Annotated in this window: 11 protein-coding genes; 8 read left to right on the top strand and 3 right to left on the bottom strand. The window is 54.8% G+C overall.

Annotation, left to right across the window (positions count from 1 at the left end):
- Window positions 1-136 precede the first annotated feature (136 nt).
- From CWS43_RS22170 to CWS43_RS22160, 3 genes are read right to left on the bottom strand one after another with little or no spacing between them, the layout of a single operon-like run.
- Window positions 137-691, bottom strand: a complete 555-nt coding sequence (locus CWS43_RS22170; RefSeq protein ID WP_101079293.1) for a GNAT family N-acetyltransferase — start codon at window positions 689-691, stop codon at window positions 137-139.
- A gap of 51 nt (window positions 692-742) precedes the next feature.
- The gene (locus CWS43_RS22165) at window positions 743-1,288 is read right to left on the bottom strand and encodes a M15 family metallopeptidase (protein ID WP_101079292.1); all 546 of its coding nucleotides are present in this window, start codon (window positions 1,286-1,288) and stop codon (window positions 743-745) included.
- Window positions 1,285-2,115 carry a gamma-glutamyl-gamma-aminobutyrate hydrolase family protein gene (locus tag CWS43_RS22160; RefSeq protein ID WP_101079291.1) on the bottom strand — a complete coding sequence of 277 codons (831 nt, stop codon included), beginning with the start codon at window positions 2,113-2,115 and terminating at the stop codon, window positions 1,285-1,287. Before CWS43_RS22160 ends, CWS43_RS22165 begins: the two co-directional genes overlap by 4 nt.
- A gap of 472 nt (window positions 2,116-2,587) precedes the next feature.
- On the opposite strand from CWS43_RS22160, the gene CWS43_RS22155 reads away from it, so the two are divergent.
- From CWS43_RS22155 to CWS43_RS22120, 8 genes are all read left to right on the top strand, one after another.
- Window positions 2,588-3,931, top strand: coding sequence for an MdtA/MuxA family multidrug efflux RND transporter periplasmic adaptor subunit (locus CWS43_RS22155; protein ID WP_101079290.1), 1,344 nt, complete (start codon window positions 2,588-2,590; stop codon window positions 3,929-3,931).
- The gene (locus tag CWS43_RS22150) at window positions 3,928-7,122 is read left to right on the top strand and encodes an efflux RND transporter permease subunit (RefSeq protein ID WP_101079289.1); all 3,195 of its coding nucleotides are present in this window, start codon (window positions 3,928-3,930) and stop codon (window positions 7,120-7,122) included. Before CWS43_RS22155 ends, CWS43_RS22150 begins: the two co-directional genes overlap by 4 nt.
- A 3-nt stretch (window positions 7,123-7,125) precedes the next feature.
- Window positions 7,126-10,251, top strand: a complete 3,126-nt coding sequence (locus CWS43_RS22145; RefSeq protein WP_101079288.1) for an efflux RND transporter permease subunit — start codon at window positions 7,126-7,128, stop codon at window positions 10,249-10,251.
- Between the two features lie 34 nt (window positions 10,252-10,285).
- On the top strand, window positions 10,286-11,692 hold the full coding sequence (locus CWS43_RS22140) for an efflux transporter outer membrane subunit (RefSeq protein ID WP_369825922.1): 1,407 nt from the start codon (window positions 10,286-10,288) through the stop codon (window positions 11,690-11,692).
- Between the two features lie 296 nt (window positions 11,693-11,988).
- Window positions 11,989-13,203: a ribokinase gene (gene rbsK / locus CWS43_RS22135; RefSeq protein WP_101079286.1), complete on the top strand. Its 1,215-nt coding sequence runs from the start codon at window positions 11,989-11,991 to the stop codon at window positions 13,201-13,203.
- 110 nt (window positions 13,204-13,313) lie between these two features.
- The gene (locus CWS43_RS22130; RefSeq protein WP_101079285.1) at window positions 13,314-14,243 is read left to right on the top strand and encodes a dihydrodipicolinate synthase family protein; all 930 of its coding nucleotides are present in this window, start codon (window positions 13,314-13,316) and stop codon (window positions 14,241-14,243) included.
- A 177-nt stretch (window positions 14,244-14,420) separates the two neighbouring features.
- On the top strand, window positions 14,421-14,918 hold the full coding sequence (locus CWS43_RS22125) for a YhcH/YjgK/YiaL family protein (protein ID WP_101079284.1): 498 nt from the start codon (window positions 14,421-14,423) through the stop codon (window positions 14,916-14,918).
- A gap of 15 nt (window positions 14,919-14,933) precedes the next feature.
- Complete coding sequence (locus CWS43_RS22120) at window positions 14,934-16,250, top strand: MFS transporter (protein WP_198555899.1); 1,317 nt, start codon at window positions 14,934-14,936, stop codon at window positions 16,248-16,250.
- Window positions 16,251-16,256 lie beyond the last annotated feature (6 nt).

Here is a 16,256-nt window from a genome sequence, read left to right as displayed (position 1 = left end):
GTGGAAATTAGGCATCTGTCCGGCAGACGCCTTTTGAGGGCATAGTGTGTTTTATTTGTTCTAAAAATGAAACAGAAAATTGGCTAACAGATAAATGTTTTGGGGACAATTTTAGTTATAGTAACTGTGAGAAGTATCACGCATTGTCTTGCGGGTTGATTAACGCAGTGAGGACGTGATCCTGCCAGCGTCCGGCAATTTTCAGGTATGACCGGGCATAACCCTCCCGTTCAAAACCCAGCCGATGAAGTACCCGCTCACTTTTAACGTTGTCAGGAATATAGCTGGCCATAATGCGGTGCAGCCCTTGTTCACGAAACAGATAGCTGATGGCCGTTTCCAGCGCTCTGTGCATCAGCCCTTTTCCCTGCTCGTTTTCTGCCACCGAATACCCGAGATGACAGGCCTGAAAAGCACCGCGGGCAATGCCGGTGAAATTACAGGCACCCAGCATATCGCCAGTTTCACGGCTGATAATGCCAAACTGGAATGCTGTGCCGGCGGCGGCTTCGTCAAACGCGTTGGTCAGGCGCTTACGCAATGTCTCCGTAGAGTAAAAATCAGCCGGGCGCAGAGGCTCCCACGGCGCGAGATGCCCGGCATTATCACGAAAATAGGCATGAACGATGGCAGTATCCTCTGGCCCCAAAATTTTGAGGTAAAAACTGGCTCCTGTGACGGCGAGCTCCATAATGATTCCTTAAAGCCTTAGTAAAAGGGGACCGTAAGTGTAGAGGATTGCTCAGGAATTGGAATGCCAGCACCAGTGCCAGGGTTCATAGATGAATCCCCACGGATTATCCGGCGGGAAAGACATCACAAAACCAAAGCGCGCGGCGTTGGCAGAAAGCCAGATAAAGGCTTCGGTTTCGCCGAAAACGCCGGTCACCTCATCGCAGCCTGGCGTGTTGATATCCACCGCGCAGCCGGTGTGGTGCTCGCTGCATCCCGGCGGTGCCAGCGAGGTAAAAAAAACGTCCGGGGGAATGCCGGCATCTTGCTTCGCGAGAAGCAAACCGGCCTGATAATCCAGGCTGCGGTACGCGGAAACCAGGTAAATCGCCACACCGTCGGCGGCGGCCTGTTGTTTCATATTGTGCCACGCGGCGGCAGCGGCAGCGGTCAGGCGATAAATTTTACCGGTTTCAACGTTAGTTTCGGCATCCACCAGTAAGTGCTCACTTACTTCTTCAAAGTACGGCAACGTGCGGTGCGCGATAACCAAAGGGTCGATGCCCAGATCCCGCAGTACCTGCTCAGTTCTGGCTTTAAGTTCTGCCTGATTCATGCCTTTTCATTTCCAGAACGGGTAATGACTTCATTCATGACTTCGGTCATCGCTTTACCCGCGGCGCGCATTGCCTGCTGATATCGCGAGGCTGCGGCAACAAAGGCATTGAGAAGTTGCGTATCCTGCGGATGTTGCTGGTATTCCGGATGCCATTGCACGCCGAGGCAAAAATCATAGCCTTCACATTCAATGCCTTCTATCACGCCGTCCGGCGCGCAGGCGTTGATAATGCAACCCGGGCCGACTGATTTCACTGCCTGATGGTGTGAACTGTTCACTTCATAATGATCGCGGTCAACCGAGCGGCTGAGCAGCGTGCCTTCGACGATTTCAACCGGATGGCGCGCGCGCTTTTTGCCTCCTGCGTTTTCCGTATCGACGGTGGTGCTGTGCTCGAGGGCATCGGGAAGTGCGTCGGGAATGTGCTGGTGCAGCGTGCCGCCGGTCAGGACCGCCAGCAACTGCTGGCCGCCGCAAATGCCCAGCAATGGCATGTTGCGCTGCATGGCGCCTTTGACGACAGCTTTTTCGAATTCGGTGCGCGAAGGTTTCAGGCGAACCTGATCGCTGGTTTGTGACTCATTAAACAATTCAGGCGGAACGTCAAAGGCGCCGCCAGTGACGACAATCCCGTCGCACAGTGCCAGATATTCATCCGCCAGTTCAGCGTGATGCGGCAAGGCCAGAGGAACCGCCCCCAGTTCCGCCAGGCTGTTCATGTAATTCTGACGTAAAGCGTACCAGGGGAAATCGGCATATCCCCCTGCTTCCTCGCTGTCCAGCGTTACCCCAATCACCGGTCTGGATTGAAATTTTGTCTGCATTCGCCTGAGTCCCTGCTATGAAGATGAAAAACAGTCAGAAATTTCACCATATCAAGCGGGGGTCAACCCAAACAATATAAATTATCAATAGGTCCTATTTTCAGGATTTACCGCTGGTTTTATCACCAGTTCAGGTGATCTGACCGGTCGTTTTCTCTTTTGATTTTGCCTTTTCCTGACAAAATTCCGGTACATACTGACACTTCCTGATGATTTTCAGGCTACGCCTTCAATATTCATTCTCATTTAGTTCTTAACATTACCTGCCCGGAAAGGATAAATTAACGCGTATCATTCATCCTGCTGAATGAAATGAAAATTCTTAATTGCTAACGAAATCTTTACGTTGTCCTAAAAACAGCCACTGGCGCTTTTCAGGGATAATGTGTTTTTGACTGATATTGAAAATCTCTGGTTGAAGGTCTTATTTCAGCTGCTTTCTTCTCATTAATACTGCGAAATCAAGAAATTTATGCTGCCGACTGCCTCATCTCGCTCCAAAAAACGCACCTTCGTGTGGGTTGTTCTCGCCATCATCGTTGCTGCGATCCTGGTCTGGTTCTTTGCCTTCCACCAAAGTACATCCGACCCTTCTGCCCATAAAAAAACGGGCCGTGCGGGGATGCGCGCCATGCGGGGGCAGATGATGGCGGGGATGGCAACGCCTGTGCAGGCAGGGAAGGCGGCGCAGGCCGATGTGCCGGTTTATCTGCGCGCGCTCGGCACGGTGGTGGCGAACGCAACGGTAACCGTCACCAGCCGTGTCGACGGGCAACTGATGAAGGTGTATTTCACCGAAGGGCAGAAAGTTGAGCAGGGGCAGCTGCTGGCGCAGATTGATCCGCGCAGCTATCAGGCGACGCTGGAACAGTATCAGGGTGATTTAGCACAGAACCAGGCGCTGTCAAAAAGTGCTGAGCTGACACTGGCACGTTACCGCAAACTGTATGCGCAGGATTCCTTAGCGCGTCAGGATCTCGAAAGCCAGATTGCCACGGCCGGTCAGTATGCCGGTGCTGTGAAAGCCGACCTGGCGCAAATCGCCGCTGCTAAGCTCAATATTGAATTCGCAAAAATTACCGCGCCGGTCAGCGGCCACGTCGGTTTACGCCTGGTCGATCCGGGCAATATGGTGACCAGCAGTTCTACCACCGGTATTGTCACGATTACGCAAACCCAGCCGATTGCGGTGACCTTCAGTGTGCCGCAGAGTAATCTGCAAACCCTGCTCAAAGCGCTGCGTGGCGGTAACCAGCTGCCAACGACGGCATTTGATCAGGATGGCAGCGACGTCCTCGGGCAGGGCAAACTGCAATTTATCAGCAATGAAATTGATACCAGCACGGGCAGCATCAAGCTGAAAGCGCTGTTTGATAACGCCGATGAAAAACTTTACCCGAACCAGTTTGTGAACGCCCGCTTACAGGTAGCTACGTTAAAAGACGCTACGGTGATCCCGGCGGCGGCATTGCAACTGAGCAGCGATGGTGATTTTGTCTATGTGGTGAAAGCGGACAGCACCATTGAACGCCGCTCTGTGAAATCCGGCCCGGACTTCGGTGACGATCAGGTGGCGATTTTGTCGGGTGTGAATCCTGGCGAACAGGTGGTGACCACCGGGGTTGACCGCCTGAATAATGGCACGAAAGTGGAAATTGTTACGCCAAATTCGGCTAACGCCGCCACGACTGGCAGCTCTTCGAAAGAACGCCTGCAGAGCGGCGGGGTTGATAAAGCCTCGACAGGTGCGGATAAAACGGTCCCGGCGCCTGATGCAACCTCAAATACAGCCGGTAAAGACAGCGGGTCTAAATGAATCCTTCACGCCTCTTTATACTCCGGCCGGTCGCGACCATTTTGCTGATGGTCGCCGTGCTGTTGTCGGGGATTTTTGCCTACAACATGCTCTCGACGTCGGCGTTACCGCAGGTCGATTATCCGACCATTCAGGTGACCACGCTGTATCCGGGTGCCAGCCCGGACGTCATGGCATCGGGCATTACCGCACCGCTTGAACGCCAGCTCGGGCAGATGGCGGGCTTAAGCCAGATGTACTCCACCAGTGCCAGCGGTTCTTCGATTATTACGCTGAAATTCTCACTGGATTTGTCACTTGATGTCGCGGAGCAGGAAGTTCAGGCGGCAATCAACGCCGCTGACAGCCTGTTACCGAGTGATTTACCCAATCCGCCGACCTATAAAAAGGTGAACCCGGCGGATGCCGCGGTTCTGACGCTGGCGGCAACGTCTGAATCCTTGCCGCTGACCAAAGTGCAGGATCTGGTGAATACCCGCGTGGCGCTGAAATTGTCGCAAATCAACGGCGTGGGTATGGTGACGCTGGCGGGCGGACATCAGCCTGCCATTCGCGTGCAGGTCGATCCGCGTAAACTGGCCGCGCACAATCTCAGCCTTGAAACCCTGAATACCCTGATCGGCAACAGCAACGTCAACGGTTCAAAAGGGGGTTTTGACGGTCCGCATCACTCTATTACCATTGATGCGAATGACCAGTTACGCACGGCGGAGGATTACGGCAATCTGATCGTAAATTACGAAAACGGCGCGGCGCTGCGTTTGCGCGATGTCGCTACGTTGTCTGAGGCTCCGGAAAATCAGTACCTCTCTGCCTGGGCCAACAAACAACCGGCCATCATTATCAGCGTTCAGCGCCAGCCGGGTGCGAATGTGATTCAGGTCGTGGATGCCATCAAAGCGCAGTTGCCGAAATTGCAGGAAGCCCTGCCGGAATCGGTCAAAATCAGCGTGATCTCGGACCGCACGCAAACTATCCGCGCCTCGATTAGCGATGTTCAGTTCGAGTTACTGCTGTCGATTGCGCTGGTCGTGATGGTCACTTTCCTTTTCCTGCGCAATGTTGCGGCAACGTTGATCCCAAGCGTTGCCGTTCCGCTCTCGCTGGTTGGCACCTTTGGCGTGATGTACCTGTGCGGTTTCAGCCTCAACAACCTCTCGCTGATGGCGCTGACCATCGCCACCGGTTTCGTTATTGATGACGCCATCGTGGTAGTGGAAAACATTTCGCGGCGGCTGGAAGAAGGCGAAACGCCGATGCAGGCGGCGCTGAAAGGCTCGCAGCAAATCGGTTTCACCATTATTTCCCTGACCTTCTCGCTGATTGCCGTGCTGATCCCGCTGCTGTTTATGGGTGACGTGGTCGGGCGTCTGTTCCGTGAATTTGCGATCACACTGGCGGTATCGATTCTGGTGTCGATGATTGTTTCCCTGACGCTGACTCCGATGCTGTGCGCCTATTTACTGCGCCACACGCCGGAAGAAAAACAGAGCAAGTTTTACCGCAAAGGCGGCGAGTTCTTCGACAAAATGATTGCCGCTTACGACCGCATGCTGATCGTGGTGCTCAACCACCAGAAACTCACGCTGCTGGTGGCGGCCGCGACGCTAGTTTTCACCGCGCTGCTGTATGTGATTGTGCCGAAAGGGTTCTTCCCGTCGCAGGATACCGGGATGATTCAGGGCATCACGCAGGCTTCGCAGGACGTCTCTTTCAGTGAGATGGGGCGTCGCCAGCAGTTGCTGACGGCGGCAATCCTCAACGATCCGGATGTCGAAAGTGTATCCTCTACCATCGGCGTAGATGGCAATAACACCAGCCTGAACAGCGGTCGTTTGCAGATCAGCCTGAAATCGTTTGATGAGCGTAGCGAACGTGTGCCTGCGATCATCGCCCGCCTTAAGCAGGAAACGGCGGGTGTGCCAGGGATCGAACTGTACATGCAGGCTTCGCAGGATCTGACCGTTGACGATCAGGTGACGCCAAGCCAGTACCAGTTCACGCTTGATGATTCTGACAGCGAAAACCTGGTGGAATGGACGCCAAAACTGCTTGAAAAACTCAGCGCGCAACCGGAGTTCAGCGCAGTCGTCAGCAACCTGCAAAATCAGGGGCAGATTGCCTACGTTGAGCTCGATCGTGACGCTGCCGCGCGCTACGGGATTACAGCCTCTGACGTGGATACTGCGCTCTATAACGCCTTCGGCCAGCGTCTGGTTTCCACCATCTTTACGCAGGCAAACCAGTACCGCGTGGTACTTGAAGTTGCACCGCAGTTCCAGCAGTCTCCGGCCTCGTTTGATGATGTGTATCTGGCGACCAACAACAGCACGTCCACGTCAGGCACGGTCGCGACCACGGCCACCACGGCCTCAACGAAGACGTCTGACAGCGGTGCTACCACCACCAATGCCGGGGCGACCAATGGCATGATCAAGCTGACGTCGATTGCGAAGATCCACATGCGTACCGGCGCACTGTTGCAGGCTCGTCTCAACCAGTTCCCGGCGGTGACCGTGTCGTTTAACCTCAAGGACGGTTATTCGCTGGAACAGGCACAGCAGGCGATCAAAACCACCGTGGCGGATATCGCCATGCCAGACACCATTACCCTGCGCTATCAGGGGGCGGCGGCTTCGTTTGAAAGCGCCACCGGTAACACATTGTGGCTGATCCTTGCTGCGTTACTGACGATGTATGTCGTTCTGGGCATGCTGTATGAAAGCTTCATTCATCCGGTGACGATCCTTTCCACACTGCCGTCTGCGGCGGTTGGTGCACTGCTTTCGCTGATCTTCTCAGGAACGGAATTCAGCCTGATCGCATTGATCGGCGTGATACTGCTGATCGGCATCGTGAAAAAGAACGCCATTATGATGATCGACTTTGCGCTCGACGCCGAAAACCGGCAGGGATTATCGCCGCGTGAGGCTATCCATCAGGCCTGTTTACTGCGTTTTCGTCCGATCATGATGACCACCATGGCGGCGCTGCTCGGCGCATTACCGCTGATGCTGGCGAGCGGATCCGGTGCGGAGCTGCGTCAGCCGCTGGGGCTGGTGATCGTCGGTGGTTTGATCTTCAGCCAGGTTCTGACGCTGTTCTCTACGCCGGTGATCTACCTGATGTTTGATCGTCTGGCCATCCGCCTCAACCCACGTCACCGGCGTGCAGCGCAGCGGGCGGAATAACCGATGAACATCTCGCGTTTCTTCATCTTCCGCCCGGTCGCGACGCTGCTGCTGACGCTGGCGATCCTCCTGCTTGGCTTGCTGGGGTATCGCCTGTTGCCGGTTGCGCCGCTGCCGCAGGTGGATTTCCCCACCGTGCTGGTGAGCGCAAGCCTGCCCGGGGCCAGCCCTGAAACCATGGCGGCGACGGTCGCGACGCCGCTGGAAAGGGCGCTCGGGCAAATCGCCGGTGTGACGGAAATGACCTCACGCAGCTCGCAGGGTTCGACCAGCATCGTGCTGCAGTTTGACCTCGATCGTGACATCAACGGCGCGGCGCGTGACGTTCAGGCGGCAATAAACGCCTCCCGTTCGTTGTTGCCAAGCAGCATGCCGTCGCTGCCCACGTATCGCAAAGCGAACCCGTCTGACGCGCCGATCATTATGCTGGCGCTGACCTCTGCCACGCGCAGCAAAGGCGAGTTATACGATATTGCCTCCAGCCAGCTGCAACAGAAAATCGCACAGGTGAACGGTGTCGGCCAGGTTTCTCTGGTGGGCTCCGCGTTGCCGGGCGTGCGTATTGATTTGCGTCCGGAAGCGGTAACCTCGTACGGCATTTCCCTCGATACCATCCGCACCGCGATTGCCAACAGCACCAGTAATCTGCCAAAAGGCTTACTGCAGGGCTCGGATCAGTCGTGGATGATTGAAGGCAACGGCCAGCAAAGTACCGCTGCGCAATATAAAACGCTGGTCGTGACTTACATCAACGGCTCGGCTATTCGCCTGAGCGATATCGCTAATGTCTATGATTCTGTAGAAGATAAATACAACGTCGGCTATTACAACAGCACGCCGTCGGTGATGATAGGCGTGACGCGTCAGGCCGGCGCGAACATGCTGGAAACCATCGAAGCGATTAAAGCCGCGCTGCCGCTGATGAAAGAAAACCTGCCGGGCGACGTGCAGCTTAATCTGGCGCTGGACCGCTCGCCGAACGTTTCTGCGTCCCTGCGTGACACTGAAATGACGTTGCTGGAAGCCACGCTGCTGGTCATTGCGGTGGTCTTTGTCTTCCTGCGCAACTGGAATGCGGTGCTGATCCCGGCGGTGGCGCTGCCGGTGTCATTAATCGGCACCTGCGCGGTGATGTATCTTCTCGGCTACAGCCTGGATAACCTCTCGCTGATGGCGCTGATTATTTCGACCGGCTTTGTGGTCGATGACGCCATCGTGGTGCTGGAAAATATTACCCGCCACATTGAGGAAGGAATGGGGCCGGTGAGGGCGGCGCTCAAAGGTGCGCAAGAAGTCAGCTTTACCGTGCTGTCGATGACCCTGTCTCTGATTGCGGTATTCATTCCGATCCTGCTGATGGGCAGCATCGTCGGGCGGCTGTTTAGGGAATTTGCGGTCACGCTCAGCGTTTCGCTGATTATCTCCATGCTGGTTTCGCTGAGCCTGACGCCGATGTTGTGCGCCCGTTTCCTGAAACGTAAACCGCCGGTGGAAAAACGCCAGCCGCGTATTTACCGTATCATTGAACGCACGCTTAACCGGCTTCTGGCGGCTTATGCCGCCGCGCTGGGCTGGGTGATGCGCCATCAGCTGATCACTCTGGTCGGGCTGTTCCTCACCGTGATCCTCAATTTCTACCTCTATACCGTCGTGGAAAAAGGCTTCTTCCCGGATCAGGACACCGGCATGCTGATGGGCATGTTGCGTGCGGATCAAAACACCTCGTTCCAGTCGATCCAGCCGCAGGTGCTGAAATACAGCAAGATCATTCAGGATGATCCTGCGGTGGCTGCGGTGATGAGTTCCGCCGGTAGCGGCGGTTTTGGTTCGCGCAATACGGCAATGTTTTTTGTGCGTCTGAAGGATTTTGATAAACGCACGGCGACGGCCAACCAGGTGGCTAACCGTCTGATGATGGCGACCGGTAAAGAGCCGGGTGCCCAGCTCTTTCTGATGGCTGCGCAGGATTTGCATATCGGCGGGCGCAGCGCCAACTCTCAGTATCAGTACAGCCTGCAGTCTGACGATCTGTCCGTGCTGCGCGAATGGGCGCCGAAAGTACAGAAAGCGCTGGCAAAATTACCGCAACTGACCGGCGTAGACTCCGATGCCCAAACCGGCGGTCAGGAAGTCATGCTCAACATCGACCGCGATCGCGCCACACAGCTTGGCGTGAACGTGAAAATGATCGATACGCTGCTCAACAATGCGTTCAGCCAGCGGCAGATCGCCACCATCTACAAAACGCTCAATCAGTATCACGTGGTGATGAACCTGACGTCGGATTACACCAGTAATCCTGACGTGCTGCATCAACTGTACGTCGTCACCAGTGCCGGTAATCAGGTGCCGTTGTCGGCCTTTACCACCTTCAGCGGTGCCAATGCGCCACTGTCTGTTTCCCATCAGGGGCAGACGGCGACCACCACCATTGCTTTTAACCTTGCCGATGGCTATTCGCTGGAAGATGCACAGGCTGCGCTGAAAACCACGATGGCGCAGATCGGTTTGCCGGATAGCGTTCACGGCAGTTATGCCGGTACGGCGCAGGCATTTGAGGCGCTGACCAAAACCATGCCGTGGCTGATTCTGGCTGCGCTGGCAGCGGTGTATATCGTGCTCGGCGTACTGTATGAAAGCTATATTCATCCGCTGACCATTCTCTCGACGCTGCCGTCTGCCGGTCTTGGTGCATTGCTGCTGATGCTGATGACCAATACCCAACTGACGGTGATCGCGCTGATCGGGATCCTGCTGCTGATCGGTATCGTGAAAAAGAATGCGATCATGATGATCGACTTTGCGCTGGATGCCGAACGCCGGCTCGGCCTGTCGCCGCAGCAGGCGATCACGCAGGCCTGTCTGATGCGTTTTCGCCCGATCCTGATGACGACGCTGGCGGCCTTTTTCGGGGCTTTACCGCTGGCGCTGGGCAGCGGCGGCGATGCGGATCTGCGCAGCCCGCTGGGGCTGGCGATCGCCGGTGGTCTGGCGCTGAGCCAGATCCTCACCTTATTCACCACGCCGGTGGTTTACCTGTATATGGATCGCACCAGCCGCGCGACGCACCGTTTATGGCACCGTTTGCGCCCGCATGCGACACCGCCGGAGGTCAGCTCTAATGACTGATAAAACAATGAATTCTTACCCTGAAGCGAATCTGATGACTCTGCAAAAACCGCGTTCTCTCGTGTTCCGTCTTGCTCCGCTGGCGCTGGCCCTGCTGGTCAGTGCCTGTGCTGTCGGCCCGGATTACAAACGGCCTGACGTTGCAATGCCGACGGCGTTTAAAGAAGCCAAAGGCTGGACGGCGGCTGTCCCGAAAGATAACCAGAGTAAAGGCGAATGGTGGTCGGTTTATCAGGATCCGCAGCTTTCTTCCCTGCTGACTCAGGTGCAGATTTCCAACCAGAATGTCGCCCAGTACGCCGCGCAGTACCGCGAAGCGCAGGCGCTGGTGACGCAGGCGCGTTCTGATCTTTACCCGTCCGTGGATGCAACCGCAGGCAGCACGCGCAGCGCCACGTCATCGTCCGTTTCCAACAAACAAACGGCGCAACTCAGTGCCAGCTGGGAGCTGGATTTGTGGGGCAAGCTTCGCCGCACGGCGGAAGAACAGGATGCCAGCGCGCAGGCCAGCAAGGCCGATCTGGCGGACGCGACGCTCAGCGCCCAGTCCGAACTGGCGCAGGATTATTTCCAGCTCCGCGTCATGGACCAGCAAATTGCGCTGTATAAACAAAGCATTGATGCCTATCAGCGTTACCTGACCGTCATTCAAAACCAGTATGCGGGCGGGAATACCTCTCGCGGCACACTGGCACAGGCGCAGACGCAGCTGGAAAGTACCAAAGCCTCCGCGCTGGATCTGCAATGGCAGCGCGCCCAGCTTGAGCATGCTATCGCCGTGCTGATCGGCAAACCACCGGCGCAGTTCAGCCTGGCGGCGAGCAACGTGAAACTGAACCTGCCGCCAATGCCGGACGCATTGCCATCGCAACTGTTGCAGCGCCGCCCTGACGTCGCCGCCGCCGAACGCACCATGGCGTCTTCCAACGCCGCGATTGGCGTCGCAACCGCGGCATACTTCCCGGATCTGACTCTCAGCGCGACCGGCGGATACACCGGATCTGCGCTGCATAACCTGTTCTCACTGCCGAACCGCGTCTGGTCGCTGGGGCCGGAACTCAGCATGACCGTGCTTGATTTCGGTGCCACGCGCGGAAAAGTCGCGCAAGCCGAAGCCGCGTATGACGCCGACGTCGCCAGCTATCGCCAGAGCGTGTTAACCGCGATGCAGGAAGTGGAAGATTATCTGGTGGAACTGCACACGATCGACACCGAACTTGTTGCCCGCCAGAACGCTGCCGACTCTGCCAAAGAATCCGCGCGCGTCACCTACAACCAGTATCAGGCCGGGATGATCGACTATCTCGACGTCGCTACCACTGAAAACACCAGCCTGACCCAGCAGCAAAGCGTCCTTTCGCTGCAAAGCACCCAGATGGTCACCAGCGTCAAGCTGATCGCCGCATTAGGCGGTGGCTGGAACGGGGATGTGGGGAAGTGATTTGAGATGAATGCATCTCTGCAGCAAAGACACATTTTTGTGGCCCTGCTGTAGAGATGCATCGCGAAATGCACCCGCGAAATAATACCCGCTGAGATCAGGCAGGTATCCTTAACCTTCCTTTCTCTACGACAGGGCGTCCCCACCCGGACCCTGTCAATCTCTGCGCTTAACCCTTCTCAAATCTCATCAACTTCAATTTTTGTTTGCTTCCGTTTTGCCTGTCAGGCTATGAGCAACGTCACTATTTAATCAGTTTTTTGCATTTACTCTGAATATAGAAAAGGTGACTAAATATGTTTATTGAAGAGCGTCGGCAGCAGATTCTGGAGTATCTGGATCAATACGAGCGGGTGACGGTCGAGTTCCTGGCCTCCCTGTTTACCGTGACCCGGGAAACCATTCGTAGTGACCTGAATGCCCTGGCGGCTGAAAAATTGGTTCAGCGCTGTCACGGAGGTGCAGTGGTGATTCGCCGGAGTTTGCAGTCGAAACTGATTACCGATACTGGTGATAACTTTGAAGTGTTGCTAAAACGCCTGCAGAGCCAGAAAAGAAAGCAGGCGGGACAGCAAAATAAAGGGAAGAACATGAAAGGTAAGGTCTGCATTCTGGGGTCATTTAACGTCGATATTGTGGCGAAAGTTGAACGCTTTCCAAAAGGCGGAGAATCTTTGTTGGCGTTGGGCAGTACGCTCGGCCCCGGTGGCAAAGGGGCGAATCAGGCCACTGCGGTAAGCCGTGCGGGTGCCAAGGTACATTTTGTTTCCAAAGTGGGTAAGGACCAGTTCAGCCAGTTTGCTTACGACCACCTGACGTCCTCGGAAATTCACTCCTTCACCCTTTATCAGTCGGAAACCGAGCCAACCGGCAACGCCATCATTTATGTCTCGCAGGAAAACGGTGAGAACATGATTGCCATCTATTCGGGTGCCAATAAAACCATCAGTGAAGATGAAGTGGCGGCGATAGCGCCCGAGCTTGAAGATTCGGATGTGTTGCTGGTGCAGCTCGAAAATAATTTCTCTGCCACTTTGAGCGCGATGAAGCTGGCCAAAGCGCTGGGAGTGAAAGTGATCCTCAATCCGGCTCCTTTCTCGATTCATGCGCTTGAGTGTCTTGAATATGTTGATGTGATTACACCCAACGAAACCGAGGCGTCGCAGCTTTCCGGCATCGACGTACAGGATCTGGCCAGCGCAAAAGAGGCGGCACAGCGCATCGTCAGTCAGGGTGCAAAACGGGTAATTATTACCATGGGAGCGCGTGGCGCACTGCTGCTTGACGGTAATCAGTTCCAGCATATTCCGGCCTTCCCGGCACTGAGCGTGGACACTACCGGCGCCGGCGATGCCTTTAACGGGGCGTTGGCTTCAGGGATTGCCAACGGGCAAAGTCTGGTTCAGGCCGCGACCTACGCCTCAGCGTTTGCCTCCCTGGCGGTAGAGCGCGAAGGCGCATCGAATATGCCTGATCACAAGCAGGCGTCAGCGCGTCTTGAGCAGCGATAAAATGCTGCATTCACTGTTTAGTGTGTTGTTGCGGCTGCTACCTTGATTCATGAATGTCGTGGCCACGTAATCGATTACGTCTGATGCCTGCGGGTATTTTAGGAGAAGTGATGAGTAAAAGTATTGAAGGCATTGTGCCTGTGATGTTGACCCCTTTCACTGAAGATAATCAGATTGACTATCCGGGTCTGGCTCGTTTGATCGACTGGTACCTTGAGAAAGGGGTCGATGCGCTGTTTGCCGTCTGTCAGTCGAGCGAGATGCAATTTCTGACTTTGGAGGAGCGCGTTGGGCTGGCGGAATTTGTGGTGAAGCAGGTGGCCGGGCGCGTGCCAGTGATCGCCTCCGGACACATCAGTGACGATATTAACGACCAGATCAGCGAACTGAGCGCGATGGCGAAAACCGGTGCTGATGCGCTGGTGCTGGTGACCAACCATCTTGATCCGAAAAATCAGGGCAGCGAAATCTTCTTTGCGACACTGGACAAGCTGCTGAGCGCGCTGCCGGCATCCCTGCCGCTGGGCTTGTATGAATGCCCGGCCCCGTATCGCCGCCTGCTGACCGATGACGAACTGACCTACTGCGCCAACTCGGGCCGTTTCGTGGTATTGAAAGATGTGAGCTGTGACCTTGAGACCGTGACACGTCGCGTGAAGCTGGTGGCGAACACGCCGTTGAACATCATCAATGCGAATGCGGCAATTGCTTATCCCGCGATGCAGGCGGGTTCTAAAGGTTTCAGCGGCGTATTCACTAACTTCCATCCTGAACTTTATAGCTGGCTGTACCACAAGGCAGCCACCCAGCCTAAGCTCGCCGACGAGCTGGCTATTTTCCTGTCGCTGGGTGCGGTAACTGAAACGCTGGGCTATCCAAAGAACGCCAAAATTTATCATCAGCGTTTAGGGACGTTCGGCAGCGAATTCTGCCGCGTAAATAAAGATAACGTGCTGGAGAAATTCTGGGGGCTGACTGTGTTACTGGATCAGATCCACAGCGGCACCGCGCTGTGGCAGAAAAAAATCGCCGCCGTATAAGGCGCGGTAATCGTCAGTGTGTCATGCGGATGAGGTGTCACCTCATCCGCTGAATAATGGCCTGTCAACGCCGTCTGGCCGGTTATTTATTTTAAAAGCAGAGATGTTCTAACGTTATAAATTCTTACCTGTGATCTGACCCTCAATATAAAGATAAATACAAAAGGATCCCTCAACATGATCGTATGTTGCCTGCGAGATTGGGAACGTGAAAAATTAGCGTTCCATCCGATTATTAATAAGGGTATTAAGTATATTACTCAAACCGATTTTTCAACGTTAACACCAGGGAAATTCGACATTATTCCGGGCAAGATGTTTTGCCTTCTTCAGGAAATGAATACGGCTCCTGCTAATGAAATGCAAGCTGAGTCACATTTTAAGTTCGTGGATATTCAATTTCTCCTGCAAGGGGAGGAAACCCTCGGCGTGGCGCGCGGTGCGGCGGGACATGAGGTGGTAGAAGACCGGGCAGATGAGCATGATATTGTATTTTATCAGGACACCCGGAATGAATCATTCATTCATCTGGAACCTGGCATGTTTGCTGTTTTCTTTCCGCAAGATTTACATCGCCCTTGCTGTCATTCTCAAAGAGAGTCATTTATTCGTAAGGCTGTGATTAAAATTCACCTGAGCCTGTTCGATGATGCCTTATTTATGAATAACCGATAGTGGATAATTAAAATTATGAAAGATGCGACATCTTCCCTCAATGTACCAATGGTAAAAAGTGCCTCTCCGGTTGTTTCCCGTTTACGCTGGGGTATTATTTTTATTTTGTTAATGGCTGCGGTGATTAATTATCTCGACCGCGCGAATTTAAGTATAGCCAACACCACCATTGCTAAAGAGTTTGGTTTCAGCCAGACGGAAATGGGCCTGCTGCTGTCGGCATTTCTGTGGCCTTATGCACTGGCCAATCTGCCAGCCGGCTGGTTGGTTGACCGTTTTGGCCCTAAAAAAATGTTCGCGTGGGGCGTGGGCCTTTGGTCAACCTTCACGGTCATGGCCGGTTTCATTAATGGTTATTCAATGTTCTATGCACTGCGCGTGCTGCTGGGCATCTCTGAATCGCCGTTCTTTACGTCCGGCATCAAGATTACTCATCGCTGGTTCTCCGACAAAGAGCGCGCATTGCCAACCTCAATCATCAATACCGGCTCGCAGATTGCCAATGCCATTGCTCCGCCAATTCTGACCGTGCTGCTGCTGACGCTCGGCTGGCGTGGGATGTTTATTGCGATTGGTCTGGCGGGTATTCCGCTGTTGCTGGTGTGGCTTAAGTTCTACCGTAATCCGACCGGGCGTGAAGAGAATGAGATCCATGCTAATTCTCAGCGAGTACAGCAACCGGTGGTCAGCGCTAACGGCAACAACAAAGCGAGCTGGGGTGCGCTGTTCAGGCATAAAACCACCTGGTTCATGGTGATCGGCAACTTCTCTATTATGTTCACCATCTGGGTTTACCTGACCTGGCTGCCGGGCTACCTGGAGAAATCGCTGGGTTTCAGCCTGAAACAGACTGGCTGGCTGGCGGCCATCCCGTTTTTAGCAGGGATTTTGGGTGTGTTGTGCGGCGGGAGTCTTTCTGACCGTCTCATCCGTCGTGGCGTGAAAACCATCACAGCGCGTAAAGTTCCGATCGTGGCCGGTGCTGCGCTGGCAGCCTGTTTTGTTGCGCCGATCCCGTTTGTGCATGACACCACATTAAGTATTGCGTTGTTGTCGATTGGCTACTTCTTCTCGCAGTTACCACAGGGTGTTATCTGGACGCTGGCCTCAGACATTGCGCCGAAAGAGCAGGTAGCCTCGATGGGCGCTATTCAGAACTTCGGGGGCTTCCTGGGTGCGGCCTGTGCGCCAATTGTGACCGGAATTATCCTGGATGCCACCGGGCAGTTCACTAATGTATTCTTCCTCGGTGCCGGTTTGCTGATGCTGGGCGCGCTAAGTTACGGGTTGTTTGTGAAGAAGCCGATTTTGGTGACGATGTCGACGTCCTGATATTTG

It is taken from the genome of Rahnella sp. AA, assembly GCF_002834385.1.
Classification (GTDB): Bacteria; Pseudomonadota; Gammaproteobacteria; order Enterobacterales; family Enterobacteriaceae; genus Rahnella.
The sequence above is the reverse complement of the archived record's forward strand: the minus strand, read 5'-3'. Positions and strand labels throughout refer to the sequence as shown.

Bases quoted from the DNA above. Each gene is read 5' to 3' on its own strand.
- CWS43_RS22140 (WP_369825922.1), top strand. From the start codon at position 10,286: ATGACTCTGCAAAAACCGCGTTCTCTCGTGTTCCGTCTTGCTCCGCTG.
- CWS43_RS22165 (WP_101079292.1), bottom strand. From the start codon at position 1,288: ATGAATCAGGCAGAACTTAAAGCCAGAACTGAGCAGGTACTGCGGGAT.
- CWS43_RS22130 (WP_101079285.1), top strand. From the start codon at position 13,314: ATGAGTAAAAGTATTGAAGGCATTGTGCCTGTGATGTTGACCCCTTTC.
- CWS43_RS22150 (WP_101079289.1), top strand. From the start codon at position 3,928: ATGAATCCTTCACGCCTCTTTATACTCCGGCCGGTCGCGACCATTTTG.
- CWS43_RS22120 (WP_198555899.1), top strand. From the start codon at position 14,934: ATGAAAGATGCGACATCTTCCCTCAATGTACCAATGGTAAAAAGTGCC.
- CWS43_RS22125 (WP_101079284.1), top strand. From the start codon at position 14,421: ATGATCGTATGTTGCCTGCGAGATTGGGAACGTGAAAAATTAGCGTTC.
- CWS43_RS22160 (WP_101079291.1), bottom strand. From the start codon at position 2,115: ATGCAGACAAAATTTCAATCCAGACCGGTGATTGGGGTAACGCTGGAC.
- CWS43_RS22170 (WP_101079293.1), bottom strand. From the start codon at position 691: ATGGAGCTCGCCGTCACAGGAGCCAGTTTTTACCTCAAAATTTTGGGG.
- CWS43_RS22145 (WP_101079288.1), top strand. From the start codon at position 7,126: ATGAACATCTCGCGTTTCTTCATCTTCCGCCCGGTCGCGACGCTGCTG.
- CWS43_RS22155 (WP_101079290.1), top strand. From the start codon at position 2,588: ATGCTGCCGACTGCCTCATCTCGCTCCAAAAAACGCACCTTCGTGTGG.
- rbsK (WP_101079286.1), top strand. From the start codon at position 11,989: ATGTTTATTGAAGAGCGTCGGCAGCAGATTCTGGAGTATCTGGATCAA.